Origin of the sequence: Microbacterium oryzae, assembly GCF_030406385.1 — a bacterium.
Classification (GTDB): Bacteria; Actinomycetota; Actinomycetes; order Actinomycetales; family Microbacteriaceae; genus Microbacterium; species Microbacterium oryzae_A.
This window is the reverse complement of the sequence record NZ_JAUEPM010000008.1, coordinates 62742-87212: the sequence shown is the minus strand read 5'-3', so window position 1 is coordinate 87212 and position 24471 is coordinate 62742. Positions and strand designations below refer to the sequence as shown.

Genomic DNA, 24471 nt, shown 5'->3' with positions numbered 1-24471 from the left:
CACCCCGTTCGCCGGGAGAGGTCGGTAGACTGGCACTCGGACGCATCGAGTGCCAGAGAGAGGGGTGCGCACATGGTCAGCGACCGCGGGCTGCAGGTCCTCCGCGCGATCGTGCAGGACTACGTCGACACGCACGAGCCCGTCGGGAGCCGCTCCATCGTCGAGCGGCACTCCTTCGGAGTCTCAGCTGCGACCATCCGCAACGACATGGCCCTCCTCGAGGACGAGGAGCTCATCGCCCAGCCTCACACCTCGTCTGGTCGCGTCCCGACGGACAAGGGCTATCGCGTCTTCGTCGACCATCTCGCCGAGCTGCGGCCGCTGTCATCCGCGCAGCGCTCGGCGATCACGTCGTTCCTCGGCGAGCCCTCGGACCTGGACGACCTCCTCGCACGCACCGTGCGGCTCCTCACGCAGCTCACCGGCCAGGTCGCGCTCGTGCAGTACCCCTCGTTCGCCCGCGCGAGCATCACGCACGTCCAGCTCGTGCAGCTCGACCCGCGGCGCGTGCTCGTGATCATGGTGACCGACACCGGCCGCGTCTCGCAGCGCATCACGCAGCTGACCGTCGAGCTCGATCAGGAGGCGCTGGATGGCGTCGCCGCACGTCTCGTGCCGCTGCTCGCCGGCCGCTCGGTGGGCGACGCCGCCGATCAGCTCGCGCGCGCGGTCGAGCTCGCCCCCGCACCGGCGACTCCCGTGGACGTGGCGCTGCAGGACATCGCGAAGGCGGCGGGCGAGGAGCTCGACGAGTTCCGGCAGAACCGCCTCGTCATGGCGGGATCGGCGACGCTCGCCCGTCGCGAGCAGGACTTCCGCGGCAGCATCCATCCAATTCTCGAGGCCATCGAGGAGCAGGTGACGCTGCTGCGGCTGATGAGCGAGATGGTCGCCGACGAGCACGGACTCGCGACGAGCATCGGGCGCGAGAACGCCGCGTTCGGCCTCTCGGAGGCGTCGATCGTCGCGAGTCGGTACGACTCGGCCGTCGGCGCCGCCCGCATCGGCATCATGGGCCCGACGCGCATGGACTACCCCCGCAACCTCGCGGCGGCACGGGCGGTCGCCCGCTACCTCACGAGGCTGCTGGACGAAGACGAGGGACGGCGCTGACGCGCCGCCCTGACGACCGGAGCACGGGCGCACGACGCCCGCAGGAAGGCTGAAGTGGCTGATCATTACGAGACCCTCGGCGTGGCGCGCGACGCCTCGCAGGAGGACATCAAGAAGGCGTACCGCAAGCTGGCGCGTCGTCTGCATCCCGATGTGAACCCGGAGCCGCAGGCGGCCGAGGACTTCAAGGCCGTCACGCACGCCTACGACGTGCTGAGCGACCCCGAGCAGCGACGCCGCTACGACATGGGCGGCGACGACTCGCCGTTCGGCGGCGGCGCGGGCTTCGGCGGCTTCGGCGACATCTTCGAGACCTTCTTCGGCGGTGGCGCCGGCGGCGGTGCCGGCCGCGGCGGACGTCCGCGCTCGCGGCGCGAGCGCGGACAGGACGCGCTGGTGCGCGTCACGCTCGAGCTCGGCGACGTCGTCTTCGGCACGCACCGCGACATCGAGGTCGACACCGCGGTGCTCTGCGAGACCTGCCACGGGTCGTGCTGCCAGCCCGGCACGAGCCCGCAGACGTGCGACATCTGCGGCGGCACCGGCCACGTGCAGCGCCAGGTCCGCAGCCTCCTCGGCAACATGGTCACCATGCAGCCCTGCGGCGCGTGCCAGGGCTACGGCACCGTCATCCCGCACCCGTGCCCGACCTGCAGCGGCCAGGGGCGCGTGCGCTCCCGGCGCACCGTGTCGCTGGACATCCCCGCGGGCGTCGAGACCGGCCTGCGCCTGCAGCTTCCCGGCTCCGGAGAGGTCGGCCCGGCCGGCGGCCCCAACGGCGACCTGTACGTCGAGGTCACCGTGGCGCCGCACCCCGTCTTCAGCCGCGACGGCGACGATCTCCTCGCGACCCTCGAGGTCTCGATGACCGACGCCATCCTCGGCACCACGACGTCGATCGACGCGCTGGACGGCGAGGTCGAGGTGGAGGTCCGCGCGGGCATTCAGTCGGGCGAGATCCTCACGGTCAAGGAGCGCGGCATCACCGGGCTCCGCACCTCGCGTCGCGGCGACCTCCGCGTGGGCGTGCAGGTCGTGACGCCCACGAAGGTCGACCACAAGACGCGTCAGCTGCTCGAGGAGCTCGCTCGCCGCACCAAGGCTCCCGAGCCGCGTCTGGCGGAGTTCCACCAGGGCCTGTTCTCGAAGCTCCGCGACCGCTTCCGCGGCTGACCCGATGGCGCTGCACTTCTACGACGAGCGAGCGGGAGAGGTCGTTCCCGGCGACGAGATCGTGCTCACCGGCGCCGAGGCGCACCATGCCGCCTCGGTTCGCCGGGTGCGCGTCGGCGAGGACGTCACGGTGACGGATGGTCGTGGCGCGTGGATCGTCGGATCCTGCGAGGAGGTCTCCCCGCAGCGGGTCGTCGTGCGCGTCGCCACGCGGGAGGACGTGCCCGCCGCGGCGCCTCGTCTCGTGCTCGTGCAGGCGCTCGCGAAGGGCGACCGCGACGAGCTGGCCGTGCAGGCGGCCACCGAGCTCGGCATCGACGAGGTCGTGCCGTGGCAGGCGTCGCGCAGCGTCTCCCGATGGCAGGGCCCGAAGGCCGAGAAGGGCCGCGCGCGCTGGGCGACGATCGTGCGCGAGGCCGCCAAGCAGGCGCACCGCGCGTGGATCGCCGAGGTGTCGCCGGTCGCCGATCTCGCCGCGCTCGCCTCCCGTGCGCAGGCGTCGCGGATGCTCGTGCTCGACCCGACAGCGCCCGGCGCGCTGACGGCGATCGAGACCGACGACGCGCGGGATCTCGTGCTCGTCGTCGGCCCCGAGGGCGGCATCGCGCCGGACGAACTCGAGCGCCTCGCGGCCGCGGGGGCGGAGCGCGTCCGGCTCGGCACGACCATCCTCCGCACCTCGACGGCAGGCCCCGCCGCCCTCGCGATTCTCAACGCGAAGCTCCGGCGCTGGTGAGCAGGTCGGTAGAATCGACGGCATGAGCGAGCCGTCGATCTTCACGCGCATCCTGCAGGGGGACATCCCGGGCAGGATCGTCGACCAGACCGAGCGGGTGTTCGTGATCGAGGACATCAGTCCGCAGGCGCCCGTGCACCTCCTCGTCATCCCCAAGACGCAGGAGTACCGCGACGTCGCCGAGCTCGCCGCCGGCGACCCCGCCCTCCTCGCCGAGATGATCGCGACGGCCCAGCGGGTCGCCGACGAGCGCGCGGGCGGGCAGTTCCGACTTGTCTTCAATACCGGCGCAGACGCGGGCCAGACCGTGTTCCACGTGCACGCGCACGTGCTCGCCGGCGACCTTCAGGAGAAGAGCCTCATTGGCCACTGACCCCACGGGCTCCGGCCCCTCCGCCGACGACGTCGTCACCGAGACCATCCACGCCGACGGCGTCGCGATGGTGCAGCTGCTCGGCCCGCAGGATCGACTCCTGCGCATGGTCGAGAGCGAGCACCCGGCGGTCGACGTGCATGTCCGCGGAAACGAGATCACCCTGCGCGGCGCACCCGACGACGTGCGCGCGGCCCGCGCCCTCGTCGACGAGCTGCTGCAGCTGACGCGCGGCGGGCACGACCTGGGCCCCGCCGACGTCGCCACGTCCAACCGCATCCTCGAGCAGGGCGGCCCGCGACCCAGCGAGGTCCTCGGGGAGGCCATCCTCTCGACGCGCGGCAAGGTCATCCGCCCGAAGACGCTCGGCCAGAAGCAGTACGTCGACGCGATCGACGAGAACACCATCGTGTTCGGCATCGGCCCCGCCGGCACGGGCAAGACCTACCTCGCCATGGCGAAGGCCGTGCAGGCGCTGCAGCGCCGCGAGGTGAACCGCATCATCCTCACGCGTCCGGCCGTCGAGGCCGGGGAGCGGCTCGGGTTCCTCCCCGGCACGCTCACCGACAAGATCGACCCGTACCTGCGGCCGCTCTACGACGCGCTCAACGAGATGATGGACCCCGAGCTGGTCCCCAAGCTCATGGCGAGCGGCACGATCGAGGTCGCCCCGCTGGCGTACATGCGCGGGCGCACGCTGAACGACTCCTTCGTCGTGCTCGACGAGGCGCAGAACACCACCCCCGAGCAGATGAAGATGTTCCTCACGCGGCTGGGCTTCGGCACGCGGATGGTCGTGACCGGCGACATCACGCAGGTCGACCTGCCGGGCGGCACGTCGGGCCTGCGGCTCGTCACGCGCATCCTCGACCACGTCGACGACATCCACTTCGCGCGCCTGACGAGCGACGACGTCGTGCGGCACACGCTCGTCGGCCGCATCGTCGACGCGTACAGCGAGTACGACGAGAAGCGCGCGGCCCACCGCGCGGAGCTCGACGAGGCCCGCGAGTTCGTCAACCGCGCCGAGCGCCGCGGCGCCGCGCGCACCGGCGGCCCGCGCGACCACAAGCCCAAGCGAGGGATCCGATGATCGACGTCAACAACGAGTCCGCCATCGAGATCGACGAGAGCGTGCTGCTGCGCCTGACGCAGCACAATCTCGCGCAGCTCCACGTGAGCCCCGACGCCGAGGTGGCGATCGTGCTGGTCGACGAGGGCGCCATGGAGGCCCTCCACGTGCAGTGGATGGACGAGCCAGGCCCGACCGATGTGCTGAGCTTCCCGATGGACGAGCTGCGCCCCGGCACCGATGACATGCCCACGCCCGCCGGCCTCCTCGGCGACATCGTGCTGTGCCCCCAGGTGGCCGAGAGCCAGGCCGAGAAGGCCGGCCACCCCCTCATGGACGAGCTGATCCTGCTCACGACCCACGGGCTGCTGCACCTCCTCGGCTACGACCACGCCGAGCCGGAGGAGCACCGGGTGATGTTCGGCCTGCAGGACCGCCTGATGGCGAGCTTCGCCGCCGAGGAACGCCGACGACCGCGCACATGATCCCCACGCTGCTGCTGATCGGCGCCGTCGTCTTCGTCGCGATCGGGGGGCTCATGTCGGCACTCGATGCCGCGCTGTCGGTCAGCTCGCGCGCCGACCTCGTCGACCTCGCCACCGAGGGGCGCAGTGCGCGCTCGCTCGCCCACCTCGCCGACGATCCCGACAGCCACGCCAACGCGATCGGCTTCCTCCGCGTGCTGGCCGAGACCGGCGCCGCCGTGCTCGCGACCGTCGCGTTCACGGTGCTGTTCGAGAGCGTGTGGTGGGCGGTGCTCGCGACCGTCGTCGTGATGACGGGGCTGTCGTTCGTGGCGGTGGCCTCGAGCCCGCGCTCCGCGGGGCGTCGGCACGCGCCCGCCCTGCTGCGCTGGTTCGCGCCGCTCGTCCGCGGCATCCGCATCGTGCTCGGCCCGCTCGTGCGAGCCCTCGTCGTCGTCGGCAACGCCATCACCCCGGGTGCAGGGCGCCGCAGCTTCGAGTCGGAGGACCAGCTGCTGAGCATGGTCGACGAGGCCGCGTCGAACGACCTCATCGAGGCCGACGACCGCGACCTCATCCACTCCGTGTTCGACTTCACCGACCAGGTCGTGCGCGTGGTGATGGTGCCGCGCACCGAGATGGTGACCGTGGAGGCCGACGCGACCGCCCGCGAGGCGATGACGATCTTCCTGCAGCGCGGCATGTCGCGGCTGCCGGTCATCGACGACGAGATCGACGACGTCGTCGGCGTGCTGTACCTCAAGGATCTCGTGCTGCACGCGTTCCGCGAGGGGGCCAGCTGGAGCGACGGAGCCACCGCGCGCGCACTCGCGCGTCCTGCGGTGTTCGTGCCCGAGCAGATGCGCGCGGAGACGCTGCTGCAGCAGATGAAGCGCGACGCCGTGCACGTGTGCATCGTCGTCGACGAGTACGGGGGAGTCGCCGGACTCGTCACGCTCGAGGACCTCATCGAGGAGCTCGTCGGCGACATCTCCGACGAGTACGACACGCCCTCGAAGGAGATCGTCGAGCTGGCGGATGGCACCTTCCGCGTGAGCGCGAGCCTCGGACTCGACGAGGTGGCCGAGCTCTTCGGCATCACCCTCGAAGACGAGGACGTCGACTCGATCGGCGGTCTGCTCGGCAAGCAGCTGGGCCGCGTCCCGCAGCCCGGCGACACCGTCGCGGTCGAGGGGCTCCTGCTCACCGGCGGCACGTCCCGCGGTCGCGGTCGGGGGATCGCGACGGTGTTCGTCGACCGCGGCCCCGCGCTGCGCACCGTGGACGAGGTGCGGGGGCGCCAGCCGCGCACCGGAGACATCCTGCTGCCGACGACCGGCGAGGTCGCCGTCGACAACCGGAGGAGCGGCGGCAGGAAGCCGACCGCGAAGAGAAACGGCGCGCGCCTCGGCGACGACGCCGCGAGGAAGGACGACCACGATGACTGAATCCCCGGAGACCCGCAGCGGCTTCGTGACCTTCGTGGGACGGCCGAACGTGGGCAAGTCCACGCTCATGAACGCGCTCGTCGGCGAGAAGGTCGCGATCACCAGCGAGAAGCCGCAGACGACGCGGCGCGCCATCCGCGGCATCCTCAACCGGCCAGGCGGCCAGCTGATCGTCGTCGACACCCCGGGCATCCACCGCCCGCGCACGCTTCTCGGCCAGCGTCTCAACGACCTCGTCGAGTCGGTGCTCGGCGACGTCGACGTGATCGCCTTCTGCGTGCCGGCAGGCGAGAAGGTCGGGCCGGGCGACCGTCGCATCGCGGAGTCGCTGGACGGCTACGGGCGAGCGAAGAAGGTCGCCATCGTGACGAAGACCGACGCGTCCTCGCACGATGAGATCATGGAGCGCCTGCTCGAGGTCGACGCCCTGCGCGAGGACTGGGCCGCGGTCATCCCGCTCTCGTCGATCACCGGCGAGCGCCTCGACGTGCTCACCGACGAGCTGCTCGCGCTCATGCCGGAGGGTCCGGCGCTCTACCCCGAGGACGTCGTCACCGACGAGTCCCTCGAGGACCGCGTCGCGGAGATCATCCGCGAGGCAGCGCTCGAGGGCGTCCGTGACGAGCTGCCGCACTCCATCGCCGTGACGATCTCCGACATGGCGCCGCGCGAGGACAACCCCGAGCTCACGGACATCTGGGCCGATCTCGTCGTCGAGCGCGACAGCCAGAAGGCGATCATCATCGGCCACAAGGGGTCTCGGCTGCGCGACGTCGGCTCGCGCGCCCGTGCGCAGCTGGAGCCGCTGGTCGGCACCCGCGTCTACCTGTCGCTGCACGTGCGCGTGGCGAAGGAGTGGCAGCGCGATCCAAAGCAGCTGCGCCGCCTCGGCTTCTGATCATCCTGCACCCTCGGATGGCTCGATCGTGAGTATTCTGCTCGATTCAGCCCGGATGAGCGGGGCCGAGACCGCGCATTCTGCGTGCTACCGTAGAGGCATGCGCTGTGGCGGTCTGCTTCTTCTTAGCTGCCGCGACGAGACCTCGATCTAGGGCCACTCGTCGCGGAGCTCTTCGACGGCCCGTTCTCGTCTGCAGACCCCGGAAGAAGCACCCCATGAAGAACAATCAGAAGCCCAGCGCTCTGCCGGTCCACCGGTACCGTCCGTTCCACGAGCAGATCGTCGTCGACCTGCCCGACCGCACCTGGCCATCCCGCCGCATCGAGCAGGCGCCGCGCTGGTGCGCGGTCGACCTGCGCGACGGCAACCAGGCTCTCATCGACCCGATGAGCCCCGAGCGCAAGCGGGTCATGTTCGACCTGCTCGTGAAGATGGGCTACAAGGAGATCGAGGTCGGCTTCCCGTCGGCGAGCCAGACCGACTTCGATTTCGTGCGTCAGCTCATCGAAGAGGGCCTGATCCCCGACGACGTCACCATCCAGGTGCTGACGCAGGCGCGCGAGCACCTCATCGCCCGCACGTACGAGGCGATCAAGGGCGCCAAGCAGGCGATCGTGCACCTGTACAACTCCACGAGCGTGCTGCAGCGGGAGGTCGTCTTCCGCACCGACAAGCAGGGCATCATCGACATCGCCCTCGAGGGCGCCCGCTGGTGCAAGCAGTACGAGGAGACCGTTCCCGAGACGACGGTCTACTACGAGTACTCGCCCGAGTCGTACACGGGCACGGAGCTCGAGTTCGCCGTCGAGATCTGCAACCAGGTGATGACCGTGCTCGTGCCGACGCCCGAGCGCAAGATCATCCTGAACCTGCCCGCCACCGTCGAGATGGCGACGCCCAACGTCTACGCCGACTCGATCGAATGGATGAGCCGTCACCTCGACAACCGCGAGAACGTCATCCTGTCGCTGCACCCGCACAACGACCGCGGCACCGCCGTCGCCGCAGCCGAGCTGGGCTACCTGGCCGGGGCTGACCGCATCGAGGGGTGCCTCTTCGGCAACGGCGAGCGCACCGGCAACGTCGACCTCGTCGCGCTGGGCATCAACATGTTCACGCAGGGCATCGACCCGCAGATCGACTTCGGCGACATCGACCAGGTCAAGCGCACGGTCGAGTACTGCAACCAGCTGCCGGTGCCCGAGCGCAGCCCGTGGGCCGGCGACCTCGTGTTCACGGCGTTCAGCGGGTCGCACCAGGACGCCATCAAGAAGGGCTTCGAGGCGATGGAGGCCCGCGCGAAGGCGCAGGGCGTCACCGTCGACGAGGTCGAGTGGGCGGTGCCGTACCTGCCCGTCGACCCGAAGGACCTGGGTCGCTCGTACGAGGCCGTCATCCGCGTGAACTCGCAGTCGGGCAAGGGCGGTGTCGCGTACCTGCTGAAGGCCGACCACGCCATCGATCTGCCCCGCAAGCTGCAGATCGAGTTCTCCGGCGTCGTGCAGGCGAAGACCGACGCGGAGGGCGGCGAGGTCACCAGCGAGCAGATCTGGGAGATCTTCCAGGACGAGTACCTGCCCGCTCGCATCGACGAGCAGCGCTGGGGGCGCTTCGAGCTGATCGGCACCCGCTCGAACCGTGACGCCGGTGGCGAGGGAACCCTGTCGGTCACACTGCGCGACGGCGACGAGACGGTCGAGGCGTCGGCCTCGGGCAACGGCCCGATCGCGGCGTTCCTCGAGATCGTGCGCGCTCAGGGCATCGACATCACTCTGTACGACTACGTCGAGCACGCGATGAGCGCGTCCGCCGAGGCGCAGGCCGCCGCGTACATCGAGCTGCAGGTCGACGGCGAGCGCCTGTGGGGCGTCGGCATCGACAGCGACATCTCCACCGCGTCGCTGAAGGCGATCGTCTCGGCCGTCAACCGCTCGATCCGCGCCCGTCAGTCGGAGCTCGTCGGCGTCTGACGCTCGTCCGGCTCGACCGAGCCCCGGCCATCCCGAGCGGATGGCCGGGGCTCGGTCGTCCGCGTTGGCCCGCCGGGGCCGGCGTCGGAGCCGCCCGCGTGTCGGATCTCGGATGCGTGGTGCGGGTGCTGCCCGCTGTGACCGACACGCCGACACCCGCACCACCGGTCCGCGATCCGATACGTCCGTGTGGCCGTCGGCCGTGCCGGATCTCGGACCGGCGGTGCGCCCGTCGTCTGCTGTGGCGCCCGCGCGGACACCTGACCCACGCCTCCGAGATCCGACACGCGCCATCCGCCCCGGCCATCCCAGCTCGCCATCCCGAGCGGATGGCCGGGGCTCGGTCGTCCGCGTGGCCTCGGGTGAGTCCAGGCTCGAGCGCATGGCGCGGGCTCAGACGTCCTCGTCGCGCGGCTTGGTGATGTCGTCGGGGAGGATGATCGCCCCGGTCTGCCCGAGGTCCGACGCCGACGGCAGGTCCGACGCGGAGACGATCGGGATCTCCCGCGTCTCGAGCGCGACGCGGCGTCGGTTGAGGCGCCGCTGCTCGGGAAGTGACAGGTCGAACACCACGGCGAGCACGCGGATCACGGTCGTGAGCGCGATGCCGACCGCGGCGGCCGCGGCGATCGGCATGCCGAACGTGAACGACAGCGCGAGCGCGGTGTTGCCGACGACGGCCGCCACGGCGTAGAGCGAGCCGACGTGCATGATCGCGACCGGGAGTCCCATCGCGATGTCGCGGACGACGCTGCCGCCCACCGCCGCGCACGCTCCGATGAAGATCGCCGGGATGACCGGGATGCCGTTCGCGAGAGCCTTGGCGGTGCCGAAGGCGCCGAACATCCCGATGACGACGGCGTCGAGCATGATGATCGCGCGGTTCAGCCGGTCGAAGATGCCCGCGAGCAGCATGCCGACCAGCGACGCGCCGACGGCGGTGACGAGGTACCAGTTGTTCTGCAGAGTCGCCGGCGTCGTGCCGAGGAGGATGTCGCGGATGATGCCGCCGCCCATCCCGATCATGGTGCCGATGATCGCCACGCCGAGGAAGTCCAGCCGCGCTCGCCCGCGGAAGCCCGAGGCGAACAGCGCTCCCTGGATGCCGCCGAGCCCGACGGCGAGGAGATCGGCCCACAGGGGGATGACGAAGAGCGGCTCGGTCACGCGTCCATCCTCCCGCACAGGCTCGATAATCGAACGGTGCCCACCTATCGAGACGAAGCCGTCGTGCTGCGGACCCACAAGCTGGGCGAAGCCGACCGCATCGTCACCCTGCTGACGAAGCAGCACGGGCGCGTGCGCGCGGTCGCGAAGGGCGTGCGGCGCACCTCGTCGAAGTTCGGCGCCCGCCTCGAGCCGTTCATGGTCGTCGACGCCCAGTTCTACATCGGACGCAACCTCGACATCGTGCAGCAGGCCGACTCGCTCGGCTCGTACGGCGCTGACATCGTCGCGGACTACGAGCGGTACACGGCCGCCAGCGCGATGGTCGAGGCCGCCGACCGCGTGAACGAGGCGGAGTCCACGTCGCAGCAGTTCTTCCTGCTCGTCGGGGCTCTGCGCTCGCTGTCGCGAGGCGAGCACGCGCCGCAGGCGATCATGGACTCCTACCTCCTGCGCGCCATGGCCCTGTCAGGCTGGGCGCTCTCCTTCGAGGACTGCGCGCGCTGCGGGGCGCCCGGGCCGCACGACCGCTTCGTGGGGCAGCTCGGCGGCGTCGTCTGCGAGGCGTGCGCGCCCGCGGGCAGCCCGCGGATCGGGCGTTCGGGCCTGTCGCTTCTCGCGGCCCTGCTGCAGGGCGACTGGGAGCGCGTGGATGCCACGCCGAGTCGTGACCTGTCCGCCGCGTCCGGCCTCGTCGCCGCATACGCGCAGTTCCATCTCGAGCGGGCCATCCGCTCGTTCAGCCACGTCGAGAAGCACCGTTGACGATCCTGCGAGAGAGCCGATGACCCCGAAGCCCTACACCCACCGCGACGCGGTGCCGTACAAGCCCCTCGACTGGTCGGGGCTCACGCCGCCGCGGTTCGCGGGCCCGGTGCCCGAGCACGTCGCGATCGTGATGGACGGGAACGGGCGCTGGGCGAACCGGCAGGGGCTGCCGCGCGTCGAGGGGCACCGCCAGGGGATCGAGCAGCTGCTCGACGTCGTGGCGGGCGCCGTGCAGGCGGGCGTGAAGCACCTATCCGTCTACGCGTTCTCCACGGAGAACTGGAGGCGCTCGCCCGAGGAGGTGCGCTTCCTCATGGACTTCAGCCGCATCGTGCTGCACCGCTACCGCGACCAGCTCAACGAGTGGGATGTCCGCATCCGCTGGGCGGGACGCAAGCCGCGGCTGTGGGGCTCGGTCATCAAGGACCTGCAGGAGGCGGAGAAGCTCACGGCCGGCAACCGCACGATGACCTTCACGATGTGCGTGAACTACGGCGGGCGCTACGAGATCGTCGACGCGATGCGCGAGCTCGCCGAGGAGGTGAAGGTCGGGCGGCTGAAGCCCTCAGCCATCACCGAGAAGGCCATCGCGAAGCGGCTGTACGTGCCCGACATGCCGGATGTCGACCTCTTCATCCGCTCCAGCGGCGAGCAGCGCACGTCGAACTTCCTGCTGTGGGAGGCCGCGTACGCCGAGATGGTGTTCCTCGACCGCCTCTGGCCCGACTTCACGCGCGAGGACCTGTGGGAGGCCATCCGCATCTTCCACAGCCGCGACCGGCGCTACGGCGGAGCGGTCGACACTCCGGCCGTCTGACGGGAATGGGATGGCCGCGGCCGCCGTTGCAGACGGTGTGACGGATGCGATCAAGATCGACGTGTGGAGCGATATCGCCTGCCCCTGGTGCTACATCGGCAAGCGGAATCTCGAATCGGGACTGGCCGAGGTGGCGGGGGACGACGACGCGCCGCGCGTCGAGGTGACCTACCACTCGTTCGAGCTTGCACCCGACACACCCGTCGACTTCGATGGCAGCGAGCTGGACTTCCTCGCCGGGCACAAGGGGATGGCCGCTGAGCAGGTCGAGCAGATGCTCGCGCGCGTGACCGAGGTCGCCGCGGGGGCGGGGCTCGACTACCGATTCGACATCCTCAAGCACACCAACACCGTCAAGGCGCACGAGCTCATCCACCACGCGAAGGCGCAGGGTCGTCAGCTCGAGATGACCGAGCGGCTGCTGCAGGCCTACTTCACCGAAGGCCGCCACGTGGGTCGCGTCGACGACCTCGTCGACCTCGCCGTCGAGGTGGGTCTCGATGCGGATGGTGCCCGCGAGGCTCTCGAGAGCGACCGGCACGTCGCCGACGTGCGTCGCGACCAGGAGCAGGCGCGCGCGTACGGCATCAACGGGGTGCCGTTCTTCGTCATCGACGGCCGCTACGGCGTGAGCGGCGCGCAGCCGCCCGAGGCCTTCGCGCAGGTGACGCGCCAGGTGTGGGCCGAGCATCAGTCCGCCGCGGGCGACGCGGCCTGAGTCAGCGGGGGAGCGCGGTCTCGATCGCCTCGACGATGTCGGCGGAGTCCGGCTTCACCGGCGGGCGGAACCGGCGCACCTCCCCGGAGGGCAGGACGAGGAACTTCTCGAAGTTCCAGGCGATCGGGCCGGAGAGCCCGACGCCGTCCTTGGTCTTCTTGAGCGCCTTGTAGAGCGGGACGGTGCGGGAGCCGTTGACCTCGACCTTGTCGGCGATCGGGAAGCTCACGCCCCACGTCGTGGCGCAGTAGTCGAGGATCTCCGCCATCGATCCCGGCTCCTGCCCGAGGAACTGGTTGCAGGGGAAGCCGACGACCGTCAGGCCCCGCTCGCCATACGTTCGCTGCAGCTCCTCGAGCTGCTCGTACTGGGGCGTGAGGCCGCACTTCGAGGCGACGTTGACGACGAGGAACACGTGGTCGTCACCGTAGTCGGCGAGGGTCCGCTCCACGCCCTCGGCGTCGTGGAAGGGGATGCGGCGGACGTCGGGGAGGTCGCTCATGCGCTCAGCCTACGGCGGCCATCCACACTCGGCACCGTCCCCGCCGCCGTCTGGGAGAATCGATAGGTGACCACCGTCCTGAACCCTGCGCGCACCCTGCGCATCGGCGCCCTCGACATCGGCGTGCCCGTCGTGCTCGCGCCGATGGCCGGCATCACCAACACGGCCTTCCGGCGTCTCTGCCGCGAGTACGGCGGCGGCCTCTACGTGAGCGAGATGATCACGTCGCGCGCGCTCGTCGAGCGCAACGCCGCCACGATGCGCCTCATCCGCCACCACGAGTCCGAGTCGCCGCGATCGATCCAGCTGTACGGCGTCGACCCCGAGACCATCGCGGCCGCCGCCCGCATCATCGCCGAGGAGGACCGGGCCGACCACATCGACCTGAACTTCGGCTGCCCCGTGCCGAAGGTGACCCGCAAGGGCGGCGGCTCCGCGCTGCCGTGGAAGCTCGGGCTGTTCCGGGACATCGTCGAGCAGGCCGTCGAAGCGGCCGGCCACATCCCGCTGACGGTGAAGATGCGGAAGGGCATCGACGCCGACCACCTCACGTACCTCGACGCGGGTCGGATCGCGGAGGACGCGGGAGCAGCCGCCGTCGCGCTGCACGCGCGGACGGCATCGGAGTTCTACTCGGGGCAGGCGGACTGGTCGGCGATCGGCAAGCTCAAGGAGACCGTGACGAGCATCCCCGTGCTCGGCAACGGCGACATCTGGTCGGCCGACGACGCGCTGCGGATGATGGACGAGACCGGCTGCGACGGCGTCGTCGTCGGACGCGGGTGCCTCGGACGGCCGTGGCTGTTCGGCGACCTCGCCGCGGCCTTCGGTGCAGGGACGAGCCCGGCGAGCGAAGCGAGCAGCCCCCGGTCGTTGAGCGAGCGAAGCGAGACGAAACGCACGGTGGACGCCACCCTCGGCTTCGTCGCGCAGGCGTTCCGCCGACACGCCGAGCTGCTCGTCGAGTTCTTCGACGACGAGGATCGCGGCTGCCGCGACATCCGCAAGCACGTCGCCTGGTACTTCAAGGGCTACCCCGTGGGCGGCGACCTGCGCGCGCGCCTCGCGACCGCGTCGAGCCTGGCCGAGATCGACGACCTCCTCGGCGAGCTCGACCACGACGCCCCGTATCCGGGCGCCGCCGCGGAGGGCCAGCGCGGACGCGCCGGCACACCGAAGCGCCCCGTCCTGCCTGAGGGATGGCTGGACTCGCGCGACCTGCGGGAGGTCGACAGCTGCGAGCTGCGCGACGCGGAGCTGGACACCAGTGGGGGCTGAGCGCATCACCGCCCCGCGTCCCGCCGGGTACACCGACGCCGACGCCGAGCGCTTCCACCAGGAGAACCACCGTTCGCACCGTGATGACTTCGCCCGCGACCGAGCGCGCGTCCTCCACTCGGCGGCGCTGCGTCAGCTCGCCGCGAAGACGCAGGTGCTGAGCCCCGCGAGCCCCGCGGACTTCGCCCGCAACCGCCTCACGCACTCCCTCGAGGTCGCGCAGGTCGGGCGCGAGCTCGGCACCGCCCTCGGCCTCGCCGAGGACGTCGTCGACGCGGCATGCCTCAGTCACGACCTGGGCCATCCGCCCTTCGGACACAACGGCGAGAAGGCGCTCAACGAGTGGGCAGCGGGGATCGGCGGGTTCGAGGGCAACGCGCAGAGCCTGCGGATCCTCACGCGCCTCGAGGCGAAGGTGCTCGACGACCTGCGCTCGCACGGGCTGAACCTGACCCGAGCGACCCTCGACGCCGCCTGCAAGTACCCCTGGACGGTCGCGGACCCCGTGCTCGACCCGGGCGGGCGGCTGAAGTTCGGCGTGTACCCCGAGGACGAGGACGTGTTCCGGTGGCTGCGCCAGGGCGCGCCCGACAAGGAGCGCTGCATCGAGGCGGAGGTGATGGACCTCTCGGACGACATCGCGTATTCCGTCCACGACTTCGAGGACGCGGTGGTCAACGGCTACCTCGATCTCGAGCACGTCAGCGATCCGCTCGCGCATCACCCGCTCATCGGCCGCGTGCAGGAGTGGGTGGGCTACGACTACCCGCGCGACGAGCTCGCCGAGGGGCTCTACCGCCTCACGCGGCTTCCGATGTGGATGCGCACGTTCGACCGCTCGCGCGGCGACCTCGCGCGCCTGAAGAACCTCACGAGCGACCTCATCGGCCGGTTCGCCAGCGCGGCGGTCGACGCCACGCGCTCCGCGTATCCGGCCGCGTCGCTGACCCGATACAACGGGCATGTGGTCGTGCCGCGGGAGGTCGAGGTGGAGATCGCGGTGCTCAAGGGCCTGATGGGCGCGACGATCGTGACGATCGACGAGCGCCGCAACATCTACGCCGAGCAGCGGCGGGTGCTTAAGCGCATCGCCGACGCGCTGGTGTCGACGGATGCCCTCTGGTCGACGGGCGCGGACGCGCTGGAGCCGGCGTTCGCGGCGGACTTCCTCGCCGCCGACACCGACGCCGCTCGCACCCGGGTGGTCGTCGATCAGGTCGCCTCGCTCACCGACCAGACCGCGGTCGCCTGGCACAGCCGCCTCGTCGGCGAGGTCGACCCGGCCCAGGTGGGCATCTGGGCGCCGCGCTCGGGACGCCGTGACGGAGCGTCGAAGGCCGCGCGCACGTCGCAGGTGGCCTGATGCCGCGCATCCGACAGGCTGACGTCGACGAGGTCAAGGCGCGGACCAATATCGCCGACATCGTCGGCGAGCGCGTGGCGCTGAAGTCGGCGGGCGTCGGGTCGATGAAGGGGCTCTGTCCTTTCCATGACGAGAAGAGCCCGAGCTTCCACGTGCGCCCCCAGGTGGGCTTCTACCACTGCTTCGGGTGCGGCGAGTCGGGCGACGTCTACACGTTCCTGCGCGAGATGGACCACGTCTCGTTCACCGAGGCGGTGGAGAAGCTCGCCGGGCGCATCGGCTACACCCTGCACTACGAGGACGGCGGCCCTGCGCCCGAGACGAGCGGTCGCGCCCGCCTCTTCGCGGCGAACGCCGCCGCGGGAGAGTACTTCCGCTCGCAGCTCGTCTCGCCCGAGGCGGAGGCCGCGCGCCGGTTCCTGGGCGAGCGCGGGTTCGACGCGGGAGCGGCCGCGCACTTCGGCGTGGGGTATGCGCCGAAGGGGTGGGACCACCTGCTGAACGCGCTGAGGGCGAAGGGCTTCACCCGCGAAGAGCTCACGACCGCGGGCCTGGTGTCGACGAACCAGCGCGGCGGCGTCTACGACCGGTTCCGCGGCCGGGTGATGTGGCCCATCCGGGATGTGACCGGGCAGACGGTGGGCTTCGGCGCGCGCAAGCTCTACGACGACGATCAGGGGCCGAAGTACCTCAACACCCCCGAGACGCCGATCTACAAGAAGTCACAGGTGCTGTACGGGCTCGACCTCGCCAAGCGCGACATCTCTCGCGGCGACCCGCGCCGGGTGGTCGTCGTGGAAGGGTACACCGACGTCATGGCGTGCCACCTCGCCGGGGTCACCACCGCGATCGCCACCTGCGGCACGGCCTTCGGCAGCGAGCACGTGACGGTGCTGCGCCGAGTGATGGGCGACTCGTCGGCGTCGGGCGAGGTCGTCTTCACGTTCGACGGCGATGCCGCCGGGCAGAAGGCGGCCATCCGCGCGTTCACCGACGCGAAGAGCTTCAACGCCCAGACCTTCGTCGCGGTGGCGCCCGACGGGCTCGACCCGTGCGACCTGCGGCTGCAGCGCGGCGACGGCGCCGTGCGGACGCTCGTCGACCACAAGGTGCCGATGTTCGAGTTCGTCATCGACCGCGCCGTCTCCCGCTTCGACCTCGGCACGGTCGAGGGGCGCGTCGGCGCGCTGCGCTCCGCGGCCCCGATCGTCGCGGAGATCCGCGACCGGCTGCTGCGCCCCGGTTACGAGCGCGTGCTCGCGCGTCGACTCGGCATGGACCCGACCGAGGTGCACGGCGAGGTCGAGCGCGTCGCACGCCAAGGCGCCGCGGAGCAGCGTCGCCCAGAGGCGCGCGCTGACGCATCCGACGGGCAGTCGGCCCCGGCCATCCGCGTGTCTCTCGCGACCCTGCCGCGCGGCACGGACACCGCCATCGAGCGCGACGCGCTCACCGGCATCCTGCAGTACGGGCACCGCGTGGAGCCGGATCTGCTGCACCGGGCGCTGTCGCTGCCGTTCCGCACGCCCGCGCTCGAGGCGGTGCGCGTCGCGGTCGAGGCCGTCGACCGGTCGAAGATCGGATGGTCGGTGGCCGCGGTCGAGATGGTGCGGGAGCCGTACCGGTCGCTGGCAGCCGAGCTCATCACGCGCGACTTCCCGGCGGTCAGCGAGGAGCGCGCCGTCGTCTCGGTGAACGACCTCTGCCGGCGCATCGTGCTGCGGGCGATCGACGCGGAGAAGAACGAGCTGCTCGGCGCCGTGCAGCGCGTGGCGCCGGCTTCTGAGGAGGGGCGCGCGGTGCGGATGCGGTTGCGCGACCTCGACATCGACCGGCGCCAGCTGCTCGACGAAGCCTGACCGGCAAGGCAGGATGGGAAGATGCGCGTACCCGACGACACCGAGAACGCCATCCGCTGCGATGATCTGAGCGTCGCGCGTTCGGGGAAGGGCCACGCCATCCGCGCGGTCGACGGCGTGACCGCGACGCTGCCGGTCGGCGGCACGCTGTGCATCGCGGGGCCCACGGGGTCGGGCAAGTCGAGTCTCGCCTCGGTGCTCGCCGGCACGCGGGACCGGTCCATCGCCGTCAGCGGCGGCGACGCCTTCGTCACGGGGATCTCGGTACGTCACCCGGGGCGCGCGCATCGCGTGCTCACCTACCGGTCGGGATACGTGCCGCAGGGCGGCGGCTCGGGTCTGCCCTCGCGCCTGACCGTGTCGGAGGTCATCACCGAGCCGATCACCTCGCGGGACCGTCGCGTGAACCAGCGGGCGCTGGCCGTCCGCGTCGCCGCGCTGCTCGACGAGATGCACCTGCCGCTGGGCGCCGCTTCGAAGTTCCCGTACGAGCTGAGCGCCGGCATGCGGCAGCGCGTCGCGTTCGCGCGGGCCCTCGTCCTCGACCCCCGCGTGCTCATCGCCGACGAGCCGATGGCGAACATCGGGCTGGAAGTGCGCCACGTCATCTTCGATGCCATCCGCCGTCGGCAGCAGGAGTGGGGGATGGCCGCCCTGCTCGTCACGAACGATCCGGATCTCGCTCGCGAGCTGTCCGCGGATCGACTGATCCTGCGCTCGGGGCACGTCGTCGCCGTCGGGGACTCTCAGCGCCTGGAGTGGACGCCCGGGACGAAGAGCACCGAGACGCTGCTCGTCGCGTGACGACACGCCCGCGTGCGCGGCTCGGTTTGGCGTCTGGCCGCGCCGGTTTGCTACGCTAGGGGAGTTGCCCCGGCCACGGGGTGAGGAGTGATCCTCGGTAGCTCAATTGGCAGAGCAGCCGGCTGTTAACCGGCAGGTTCTTGGTTCGAGTCCAAGCCGGGGAGCTTTCGAAGGGCCCGTCCACCGGACGGGCCCTTTCCCTTTGCCGGGAGATGATGGCCTCGCGCCCTCGGGCTCGCGCGCCCTCGGGCTCGGTGGTGCGGTTCTCGCCTTATGAGCTGTCATTCGACGAGTTCGGCACCACCGAAGTTCGGGTCGGTGGGCTCGGTGGTGCGCTTCTCGCCTTATGGGCCGTCTTTCGACGAGTCGGGCACCACCGAAGTTCGGGTCGGTGGGCTCGGTGGTGCGCTTCTCGCCTTATGGGCCAGCATTCGGCGATTGCTCGCGGATGTCATCGGCCGCCGGGCGGGCCGACCAGCAGGAGAGCGGCGAACACGACCGCGACGACGAGCACGGCGCCGACGCCGGACAGAACCGGATGGCGCAGCACCGCCCGCAGCGCCCGGTCGTGCCAGGTCGCATCCCGCGGGTCCGTGCCGGCTGACGTGCGCCAGCCGCCGTCGAGCGCTCGCGAGCGCTGCAGCCAGACCTCCACGGGAACGCTCGCGTAGGGGATCACGGCGCTGAGGAGCGCGACTGCGAACCGCCCGACGCTCCAGCGTTGATTCATGGCTACCAGGATCACGACCGCGCCGTAGGAGAGGAACACGAAGCCGTGCACGGCTCCGCCGATCGACACGCCTCTTGCCTCTCCGGTGATCGCTCGCAGCACGATCCCCGCGATCAGAAGCGTCCAGGAGATCGCCTCGGCGATCGCCAGGGTGCGGAACAGGGCTGCAGGGCGTTGGAACACGGCTCTCCTCGGTCGGCTCCCCTCAGGCTAGAGAGCGGTGACTGAGGATCCGGTCGATGCCCGCCGATGACGGTCAGGAGCTGGGCGGCGGCGGGAAGTGCGGGATCGGCTGCGGCTTGCCGGGCCCGGCCGGCGGGACGGGCGGCAGGGGAGCGTCGTGCCGAGCGCCTGGGGGCGCGGCAGCCCGACGCGCATCCTTCGGGAATCGGCGGCCGGTGATGCTCGTCGCGTTCAGGCGCACGAAGTGGGGCTTGTGCGCAGGGTCGGCGGTCGAGACAGCCCGCACGCCCGAGGCCGCGACCTCGGAGTCGATCTGAATCTCCGTGGCGGTGCCGCGGATCACCACGCTCCAGTGATGCGTGTCGTCGACCCCGTCGACCTCGAACGCGACGGCCGGATGGGCGGTGAGGTTGCGGAGCTTCCCACCTGATCCGGTGCGCATATACACATTGCCTGCGTGCACGGTGTAGTTGATGGGGAACAGGTCGGGGGTCCCGTCCGCACGGATGACCGCCAGTCGGGCGAGGTTCCGGCTCTCGACGAGGTGCCAGCACTCCGCCGTCGTGAGCTTCGATCCGCTGTTGTCGGCCATCCGCTGCGACTGCGACGCGGTTCGATCGGATGGTCGCTGCGCTCCGTCGCGCTGCGGCGAGACCGCGTCGTCACTCATCGTGCTGCCTCCGCTTCTCGGTCGTCGCGCCCAGTCAACCGCCCGCGCGGTGCGAGGGCAAGATCCCGGGTAGACGATGCGCGCGGGAGCCGAGGCGATGCTCGACCCCCGCGTGCGCCATCTGCCTCAGCCTCGCGGGCAGAGCGAGCGAGGCGTCATCCGCTGGTCATCGCGCAGACGGCCACCGACGTGCCGGTCCGGGCGGACTCTTGAGCGGCGAGCACGATCGAGAGCGTGCGCAGTCCCGACTGCAGCGACACCTCGGGCTGACGTCCCGCGCGAACGGCGGTCAGGAAGGCTCCGAGCATCGTCTCGTCAAGGGACGGGCCGTATGGCCGCACCAGAGGACGGCCGGTGAGCGCGTCGATGCCGCGCACCGCAGGACCGAAGAAGTCGAGCTCTGTCGTGCCGCGGGTGGCGGCGACCGAGATCCTGACGCCACCCCACGTCGGCGCGCTCTCCGGCACACTCCAGGAGCAGTCGACGGTGGCGACGATGCCGTCGGCGTACTCGATCGTGACGAGCCCGGCTGTCTCCGCGCGCGCTCGTTCACTGTGCAGAATCGCGTTCGAGACGGCTGTGACTCGTTCGGGTTCTGCGCCGGTCAGCGCCTCGATGAGGTCCGCGATATGGACGACATGATCGACGAGGGCGCCGCCGCCGGAGAGCTCTGGTTCCGTGAACCACGAGCGTTCGAGCGGGAGCTTGCCATTGTTGCTGCCTCGGATGGAGACGATCTCGCCGAGCAAGCCCGCGTCATGCTCGGTGCGGAGCCGAGCGAAGTCCGATGCGAATCGCACGGGATAGGCGACCATGAGCAGCACCCCGTTGCGCTCGACAGCGGCTTGAATCGCCTGCCCGTCGGCCCAGGTCGTAGCGAGCGGCTTCTCGCAGAGGATGTGCGCGCCGGCGGCGGCCGCGATCTCCACGAGCTCGCGATGCTTCGCGTTCTCACTCGTGATGATGACCGCTTCAGGTCCCCATTCCAACAGCTCCTCGTAGCTGTCGACGTAGGGCACACCCATCGATTCCGCGAGCGCTCGTCCGCGCAGCTCGTTGGCTCGATGACCTCCTGGATCCGCCGCGAGCAGCTCGACATCGTCTCTGCCTCGCAGAAGCGACGCGTACGTCGACGCGTGCGTGTGGGCGAAGGACATGATCCCGATCTTCACGTCGCGCTCCTCGCTGTCGTGCTCATCGTGGGCGCCAGCGTCACCGGCTGGCCGCTGCGAACAGACTCCCAGGCAGCACTCACCACCCGCACCGCGTCCAATCCGTCTTCGGCCGTCACTCGCGTCTCGCGCCGACCGCGGATCCCCGCCACGAAGTCCGCCAGCTCGAGACCGTACGGATCCTCCTGCGGGTCGACCACAGGCATGAGGCCGGCGTCCAGGTCGTCAGCCGCGACAGTGCTGACGACCGCCGACTCCGCGCGGGAGGAATGCGCCAGGGTCCCGCCGGTTCCCGAGATGCTGAATTCGGTCTCGAAGGGGAGATGCGCGGGGCCCCAGAGACCCGCGCAGTGCGTGATCGCGCCGCTGACATGCGTGAGGAGAACATGAGCGGATTCCATCGGCTGCTCAGGTGTTCCGGCACGGCGCAGCGTCGCGTAAACCTGGACGATGTCGCCGGCGATCCATCGCGCGACGTCGACGTCGTGGATGGTGAGATCCATCAAGACCCCGCCCGACTTCTCAGCATCCGCGAACCAGGGTGTCCTCGTCGGGAATGAGCCCGATCGCGAGAATCGCATGACTGCGACCTCCCCGATCTCGCCCGCGTCCACGGCCTCCTTCGCAAGCGCGTACGGAGCGGAGTAGCGCACGACATGCGCGGGGAAGAGCCGGCGGCCCAGATCGTGAGCCAGGCGGACGACCTCGGTCGCCTGTTCCTGCGTGAGCGCGATCGGCTTCTCCACGATGACGTCCTTGCCCGCGAGGAGGCACCGGCGCACGAGGTCGTAGTGGGTGAAGGTGGGAGTCACGATGTCGACGATGTCGGAGCGCTCCAGCAGCTCCTCGAACGTGGCAACCACTGTCCCGCCGTACGTCTCCGCGACGTCTTCCGCGCCCTCGACGCTGTAGATGAGCACCTCCCTCGCCAGTCTTTGCAAGCCCGGCATGTGCGCGCGGCTGATCATGCCGGCACCGATCATGCCGATCACCGGTCTGTCATCGTTCATGTCATCTCCTGGTTCTGTGAGGTGGTGCGCAACGCGCGCGTCAAGAGCGCGGCGCCCAGAAGGCCCGCGTCCGGACCGAGCGCCGAGATCTGGATGGAGGGGAGAGGGCGCCAGGCCAAGCTGCGGCCTACGGCCTCGCGAACGGGGAGCAGGAGCGCGTCGCCCGCGCGTGACAGGCCGCCGCCCAGGAGGATGCACAGCGGGTCGAAGAGGGCGGTGACAGCGGTGATCCCGGTGGCGAGTGCGTCGATCGCCTCGTCCCACACCCGCTGCGCCACCGCGTCGTGCGCGCGAGCGGAGACGATCTGCTCGGTGGTCAGGAGAGCGCTCCCGCCCGCCGCGCGGTATCTGCGGCCGATGCCGCCGGCGGAGGCGTACGCCTCCAGGCAGCCGTGCTGCCCGCAGGCGCACAGCTCGCCCTGTGGGACGACGCGCATGTGGCCGAACTCGCCGGCGCGGCCGGAGGCACCGGTGAGGGGCACGCCGTCGAGAAGCAGCGACGCCGAGATGCCCGTGCCGATCGGGATGAACACAGCAGGACCGGTGTCGGGCCGATCCAGCCCGGCGGATGCCCCGGCCGCCAGCGCCGCTGCACGAGCGTCGTGATCGATCGCGACGGGAAGCGAGAAGGTTGCGCGAAGCCGTTCCGCGACCGGTTCGTCCTCCCATCCCAGATTGACGGCGTTCCGCACGCGGCCGCTCCCGGCATGGACGCTGCCCGGGCATGCGACGCCGATGCTCGTCGCGCGGCTGCCTGCCATATCGCTCGTGAACAGCAGCTCATCGACGACCAGCTCGATGGTGCTCATCGCGCCCGCGGCGTGGTGGAACGTGCTCCGTTCGGCGCGCGCGACGATCGCACCGCCGCGCACCAGCGCCCCCTTGACCATGGTCCCCCCGACGTCGACCGCGATGACAGTCGAAGGCCGTACGTCGACCGACTCGAGAAGGGTGATCACGAAGCGGCTCGGGAGTAGCTGGCGGCGAGAGCATTGATCCGGGATGGGGCGAGGACCTCCCCGAGGATGAGCTCCGTGGCGCCGATGATGCCTGCGTCTCGTGGGTGGCGCGTCGTCTGGATCTGCAGATGCTCGGTGACCGTCGGAATCGCGCGTTGGAAGACCTCGGCTTTGATCGCGGCTACAAGGGGCGTCGACTGGGACATCGTGCCGGCGAGCACGACTTCGCGAGGGTTGAGCAGGTTCACCATCGATCCGATGACCTCACCGATGCGCGCGCCTGCGCCGCGCAGAGCCGCGACGGCCTCCGCAACTCCCGCCGCGCCGAGCTCCACGACATCCGCGGTGCTCTCGACCTCGAAGCCGAGGTTCCTGAGGCGCGAGACGAGCGCACCTCCGCCGGCGACCGCTTCGAGACAGTTGGGCACCGGGCAGGTGCAGGGCAGCGCGGCCTCACCGAAGACACCGGTGTGCGCCATCTCGCCCGCGGCGCCCCCGAATCCGCGGTAGAGACGTCCGTTCCAGATGAGACCGCTTCCGATCCGGCTGCCGAGCTTCACGGCGAACAGATGGCGGCCGTGTCCGGGCGCGGCGCCGACCGTCTCGCTCAAGGCGATGAGATTCGCGTCGTTCTCAGCGACGATCGGGCGATCCGTCAGCTCCGCGAACGCCCGTGGCAGCTCGATCCCGTGCCAGCTCGGCATGAACGAGGGTGTGGTCACCCGCCCGGTGCGGTATTCGACCGGGGCGGGGATGCCGATCGCGGCACCGAGAAAGCGCTCCGGGGCGAGGTCCGCTCGGGCGGCGAGGTCCATCATCCCGTCCCAGAGAGCACGCGCCGTCGGTTCCGGTCCCTCGGTGATCGGCAGCGGCGGCAGTCCGCCGTCGGAGGAATCGGCTTCGATGAGGACGCCGCCCGTCGCGTCACTGAGCGCGAGGCGCACGTGCCTGGCACCGAACTCGGCGGCGGCGACGAAGCCCGCTCGCGGATCCAGCGAGACCTCTCTGGGGCGTCGTCCCCCTCGGGAAGCGGCTTCGCCGCCTTCTCGGACGAGGCCGAGGTCGATCAGGGCGTCCACTCGGAGGGAGACGGTGGAAGGGGCGAGCCCTGTGGCCCGCGCGAGCGAAGAGCGAGACACCACTCCTCCGCCGCGGATGGCCTGAAGGATCCCACCCACCGAGCCGGGGCTGTAGTCGAGCTCGTCTTCGCGCATGTCACCA

General features: G+C 70.5%; 24 protein-coding genes and 1 tRNA gene. 17 read left to right on the top strand and 8 right to left on the bottom strand.

From position 1 onward, the window contains the following. Positions 1-72 precede the first annotated feature (72 nt). The 9 genes from hrcA (at position 73) to leuA (ending at position 9250) form a co-directional block, all read left to right on the top strand. Positions 73-1113, top strand: a complete 1041-nt coding sequence (gene hrcA, locus QWJ90_RS12410) for a heat-inducible transcriptional repressor HrcA (protein WP_290108158.1) — start codon at positions 73-75, stop codon at positions 1111-1113. Between the two features lie 54 nt (positions 1114-1167). Further along, complete coding sequence (dnaJ, locus tag QWJ90_RS12405) at positions 1168-2286, top strand: molecular chaperone DnaJ (protein ID WP_290108157.1); 1119 nt, start codon at positions 1168-1170, stop codon at positions 2284-2286. Positions 2287-2290: 4 nt separating this feature from the next. Further along, positions 2291-3022, top strand: coding sequence for a 16S rRNA (uracil(1498)-N(3))-methyltransferase (locus QWJ90_RS12400; protein ID WP_290108156.1), 732 nt, complete (start codon positions 2291-2293; stop codon positions 3020-3022). Between the two features lie 22 nt (positions 3023-3044). Beyond that, on the top strand, positions 3045-3395 hold the full coding sequence (locus tag QWJ90_RS12395) for an HIT domain-containing protein (RefSeq protein ID WP_290108155.1): 351 nt from the start codon (positions 3045-3047) through the stop codon (positions 3393-3395). Positions 3396-3462: 67 nt separating this feature from the next. Next, on the top strand, positions 3463-4488 hold the full coding sequence (locus QWJ90_RS12390; protein WP_290108223.1) for a PhoH family protein: 1026 nt from the start codon (positions 3463-3465) through the stop codon (positions 4486-4488). Then, positions 4485-4952: an rRNA maturation RNase YbeY gene (ybeY, locus tag QWJ90_RS12385; RefSeq protein WP_290108154.1), complete on the top strand. Its 468-nt coding sequence runs from the start codon at positions 4485-4487 to the stop codon at positions 4950-4952. Before QWJ90_RS12390 ends, ybeY begins: the two co-directional genes overlap by 4 nt. Next, positions 4949-6379: a hemolysin family protein gene (locus QWJ90_RS12380; RefSeq protein WP_290108153.1), complete on the top strand. Its 1431-nt coding sequence runs from the start codon at positions 4949-4951 to the stop codon at positions 6377-6379. Before ybeY ends, QWJ90_RS12380 begins: the two co-directional genes overlap by 4 nt. Continuing rightward, positions 6372-7277, top strand: coding sequence for a GTPase Era (era, locus tag QWJ90_RS12375; protein ID WP_290108152.1), 906 nt, complete (start codon positions 6372-6374; stop codon positions 7275-7277). Before QWJ90_RS12380 ends, era begins: the two co-directional genes overlap by 8 nt. A 218-nt stretch (positions 7278-7495) precedes the next feature. Further along, a complete protein-coding gene (leuA, locus tag QWJ90_RS12370; protein ID WP_290108151.1) occupies positions 7496-9250 on the top strand; it encodes a 2-isopropylmalate synthase in 1755 nt (584 codons plus the stop codon). Between the two features lie 393 nt (positions 9251-9643). On the opposite strand, the gene QWJ90_RS12365 is transcribed toward leuA, so the two are convergent. Next, entirely contained in the window at positions 9644-10417 is a 774-nt protein-coding gene (locus QWJ90_RS12365) for a trimeric intracellular cation channel family protein (RefSeq protein WP_290108150.1), read from the bottom strand. Between the two features lie 36 nt (positions 10418-10453). Between QWJ90_RS12365 and recO the strand changes: the two genes are divergently transcribed. From recO to QWJ90_RS12350, 3 genes are read left to right on the top strand one after another with little or no spacing between them, the layout of a single operon-like run. Beyond that, positions 10454-11182, top strand: coding sequence for a DNA repair protein RecO (gene recO, locus QWJ90_RS12360; RefSeq protein ID WP_290108149.1), 729 nt, complete (start codon positions 10454-10456; stop codon positions 11180-11182). Between the two features lie 19 nt (positions 11183-11201). Then, positions 11202-12002, top strand: coding sequence for an isoprenyl transferase (locus tag QWJ90_RS12355; RefSeq protein WP_290108148.1), 801 nt, complete (start codon positions 11202-11204; stop codon positions 12000-12002). 37 nt (positions 12003-12039) lie between these two features. After that, entirely contained in the window at positions 12040-12720 is a 681-nt protein-coding gene (locus QWJ90_RS12350) for a DsbA family oxidoreductase (protein ID WP_290108221.1), read from the top strand. A 1-nt stretch (position 12721) separates the two neighbouring features. On the opposite strand, the gene QWJ90_RS12345 is transcribed toward QWJ90_RS12350, so the two are convergent. Beyond that, a complete protein-coding gene (locus QWJ90_RS12345) occupies positions 12722-13222 on the bottom strand; it encodes a glutathione peroxidase (RefSeq protein ID WP_290108147.1) in 501 nt (166 codons plus the stop codon). A gap of 66 nt (positions 13223-13288) precedes the next feature. Here QWJ90_RS12345 and dusB point away from each other — a divergent pair, with 66 nt between their 5' ends. The 5 genes from dusB to QWJ90_RS12320 all read left to right on the top strand — a co-directional run bounded on the left by dusB (position 13289) and on the right by QWJ90_RS12320 (position 18690). Then, positions 13289-14500: a tRNA dihydrouridine synthase DusB gene (gene dusB / locus QWJ90_RS12340; protein WP_290108146.1), complete on the top strand. Its 1212-nt coding sequence runs from the start codon at positions 13289-13291 to the stop codon at positions 14498-14500. Continuing rightward, positions 14490-15863 carry a deoxyguanosinetriphosphate triphosphohydrolase gene (locus QWJ90_RS12335; protein WP_290108145.1) on the top strand — a complete coding sequence of 458 codons (1374 nt, stop codon included), beginning with the start codon at positions 14490-14492 and terminating at the stop codon, positions 15861-15863. Before dusB ends, QWJ90_RS12335 begins: the two co-directional genes overlap by 11 nt. Next, positions 15863-17722, top strand: coding sequence for a DNA primase (dnaG, locus tag QWJ90_RS12330; RefSeq protein WP_290108144.1), 1860 nt, complete (start codon positions 15863-15865; stop codon positions 17720-17722). Before QWJ90_RS12335 ends, dnaG begins: the two co-directional genes overlap by 1 nt. 21 nt (positions 17723-17743) lie before the next feature. Continuing rightward, the gene (locus QWJ90_RS12325) at positions 17744-18526 is read left to right on the top strand and encodes an ATP-binding cassette domain-containing protein (protein ID WP_290108143.1); all 783 of its coding nucleotides are present in this window, start codon (positions 17744-17746) and stop codon (positions 18524-18526) included. Positions 18527-18617: 91 nt separating this feature from the next. Continuing rightward, positions 18618-18690: transfer RNA gene (locus tag QWJ90_RS12320), tRNA-Asn, on the top strand. A gap of 287 nt (positions 18691-18977) precedes the next feature. On the opposite strand, the gene QWJ90_RS12315 is transcribed toward QWJ90_RS12320, so the two are convergent. The 6 genes from QWJ90_RS12315 to QWJ90_RS12290 all read right to left on the bottom strand — a co-directional run bounded on the left by QWJ90_RS12315 (position 18978) and on the right by QWJ90_RS12290 (position 24464). Continuing rightward, positions 18978-19439 (bottom strand): DUF3817 domain-containing protein, encoded by a 462-nt coding sequence (locus QWJ90_RS12315; protein ID WP_290108142.1) that lies wholly within the window; start codon positions 19437-19439, stop codon positions 18978-18980. A 73-nt stretch (positions 19440-19512) separates the two neighbouring features. After that, a complete protein-coding gene (locus QWJ90_RS12310) occupies positions 19513-20109 on the bottom strand; it encodes a pyridoxamine 5'-phosphate oxidase family protein (RefSeq protein ID WP_290108141.1) in 597 nt (198 codons plus the stop codon). A 155-nt stretch (positions 20110-20264) separates the two neighbouring features. Beyond that, the gene (locus QWJ90_RS12305; RefSeq protein ID WP_290108140.1) at positions 20265-21281 is read right to left on the bottom strand and encodes a Gfo/Idh/MocA family protein; all 1017 of its coding nucleotides are present in this window, start codon (positions 21279-21281) and stop codon (positions 20265-20267) included. Next, positions 21278-22291, bottom strand: a complete 1014-nt coding sequence (locus QWJ90_RS12300; RefSeq protein ID WP_290108139.1) for a Gfo/Idh/MocA family protein — start codon at positions 22289-22291, stop codon at positions 21278-21280. The genes QWJ90_RS12305 and QWJ90_RS12300 overlap by 4 nt, the downstream gene beginning before the upstream one ends. Then, positions 22288-23250, bottom strand: a complete 963-nt coding sequence (locus QWJ90_RS12295) for an ROK family protein (protein WP_290108138.1) — start codon at positions 23248-23250, stop codon at positions 22288-22290. Before QWJ90_RS12295 ends, QWJ90_RS12300 begins: the two co-directional genes overlap by 4 nt. Beyond that, a complete protein-coding gene (locus tag QWJ90_RS12290) occupies positions 23247-24464 on the bottom strand; it encodes an ROK family transcriptional regulator (protein ID WP_290108137.1) in 1218 nt (405 codons plus the stop codon). The genes QWJ90_RS12295 and QWJ90_RS12290 overlap by 4 nt, the downstream gene beginning before the upstream one ends. Positions 24465-24471: the final 7 nt, after the last annotated feature.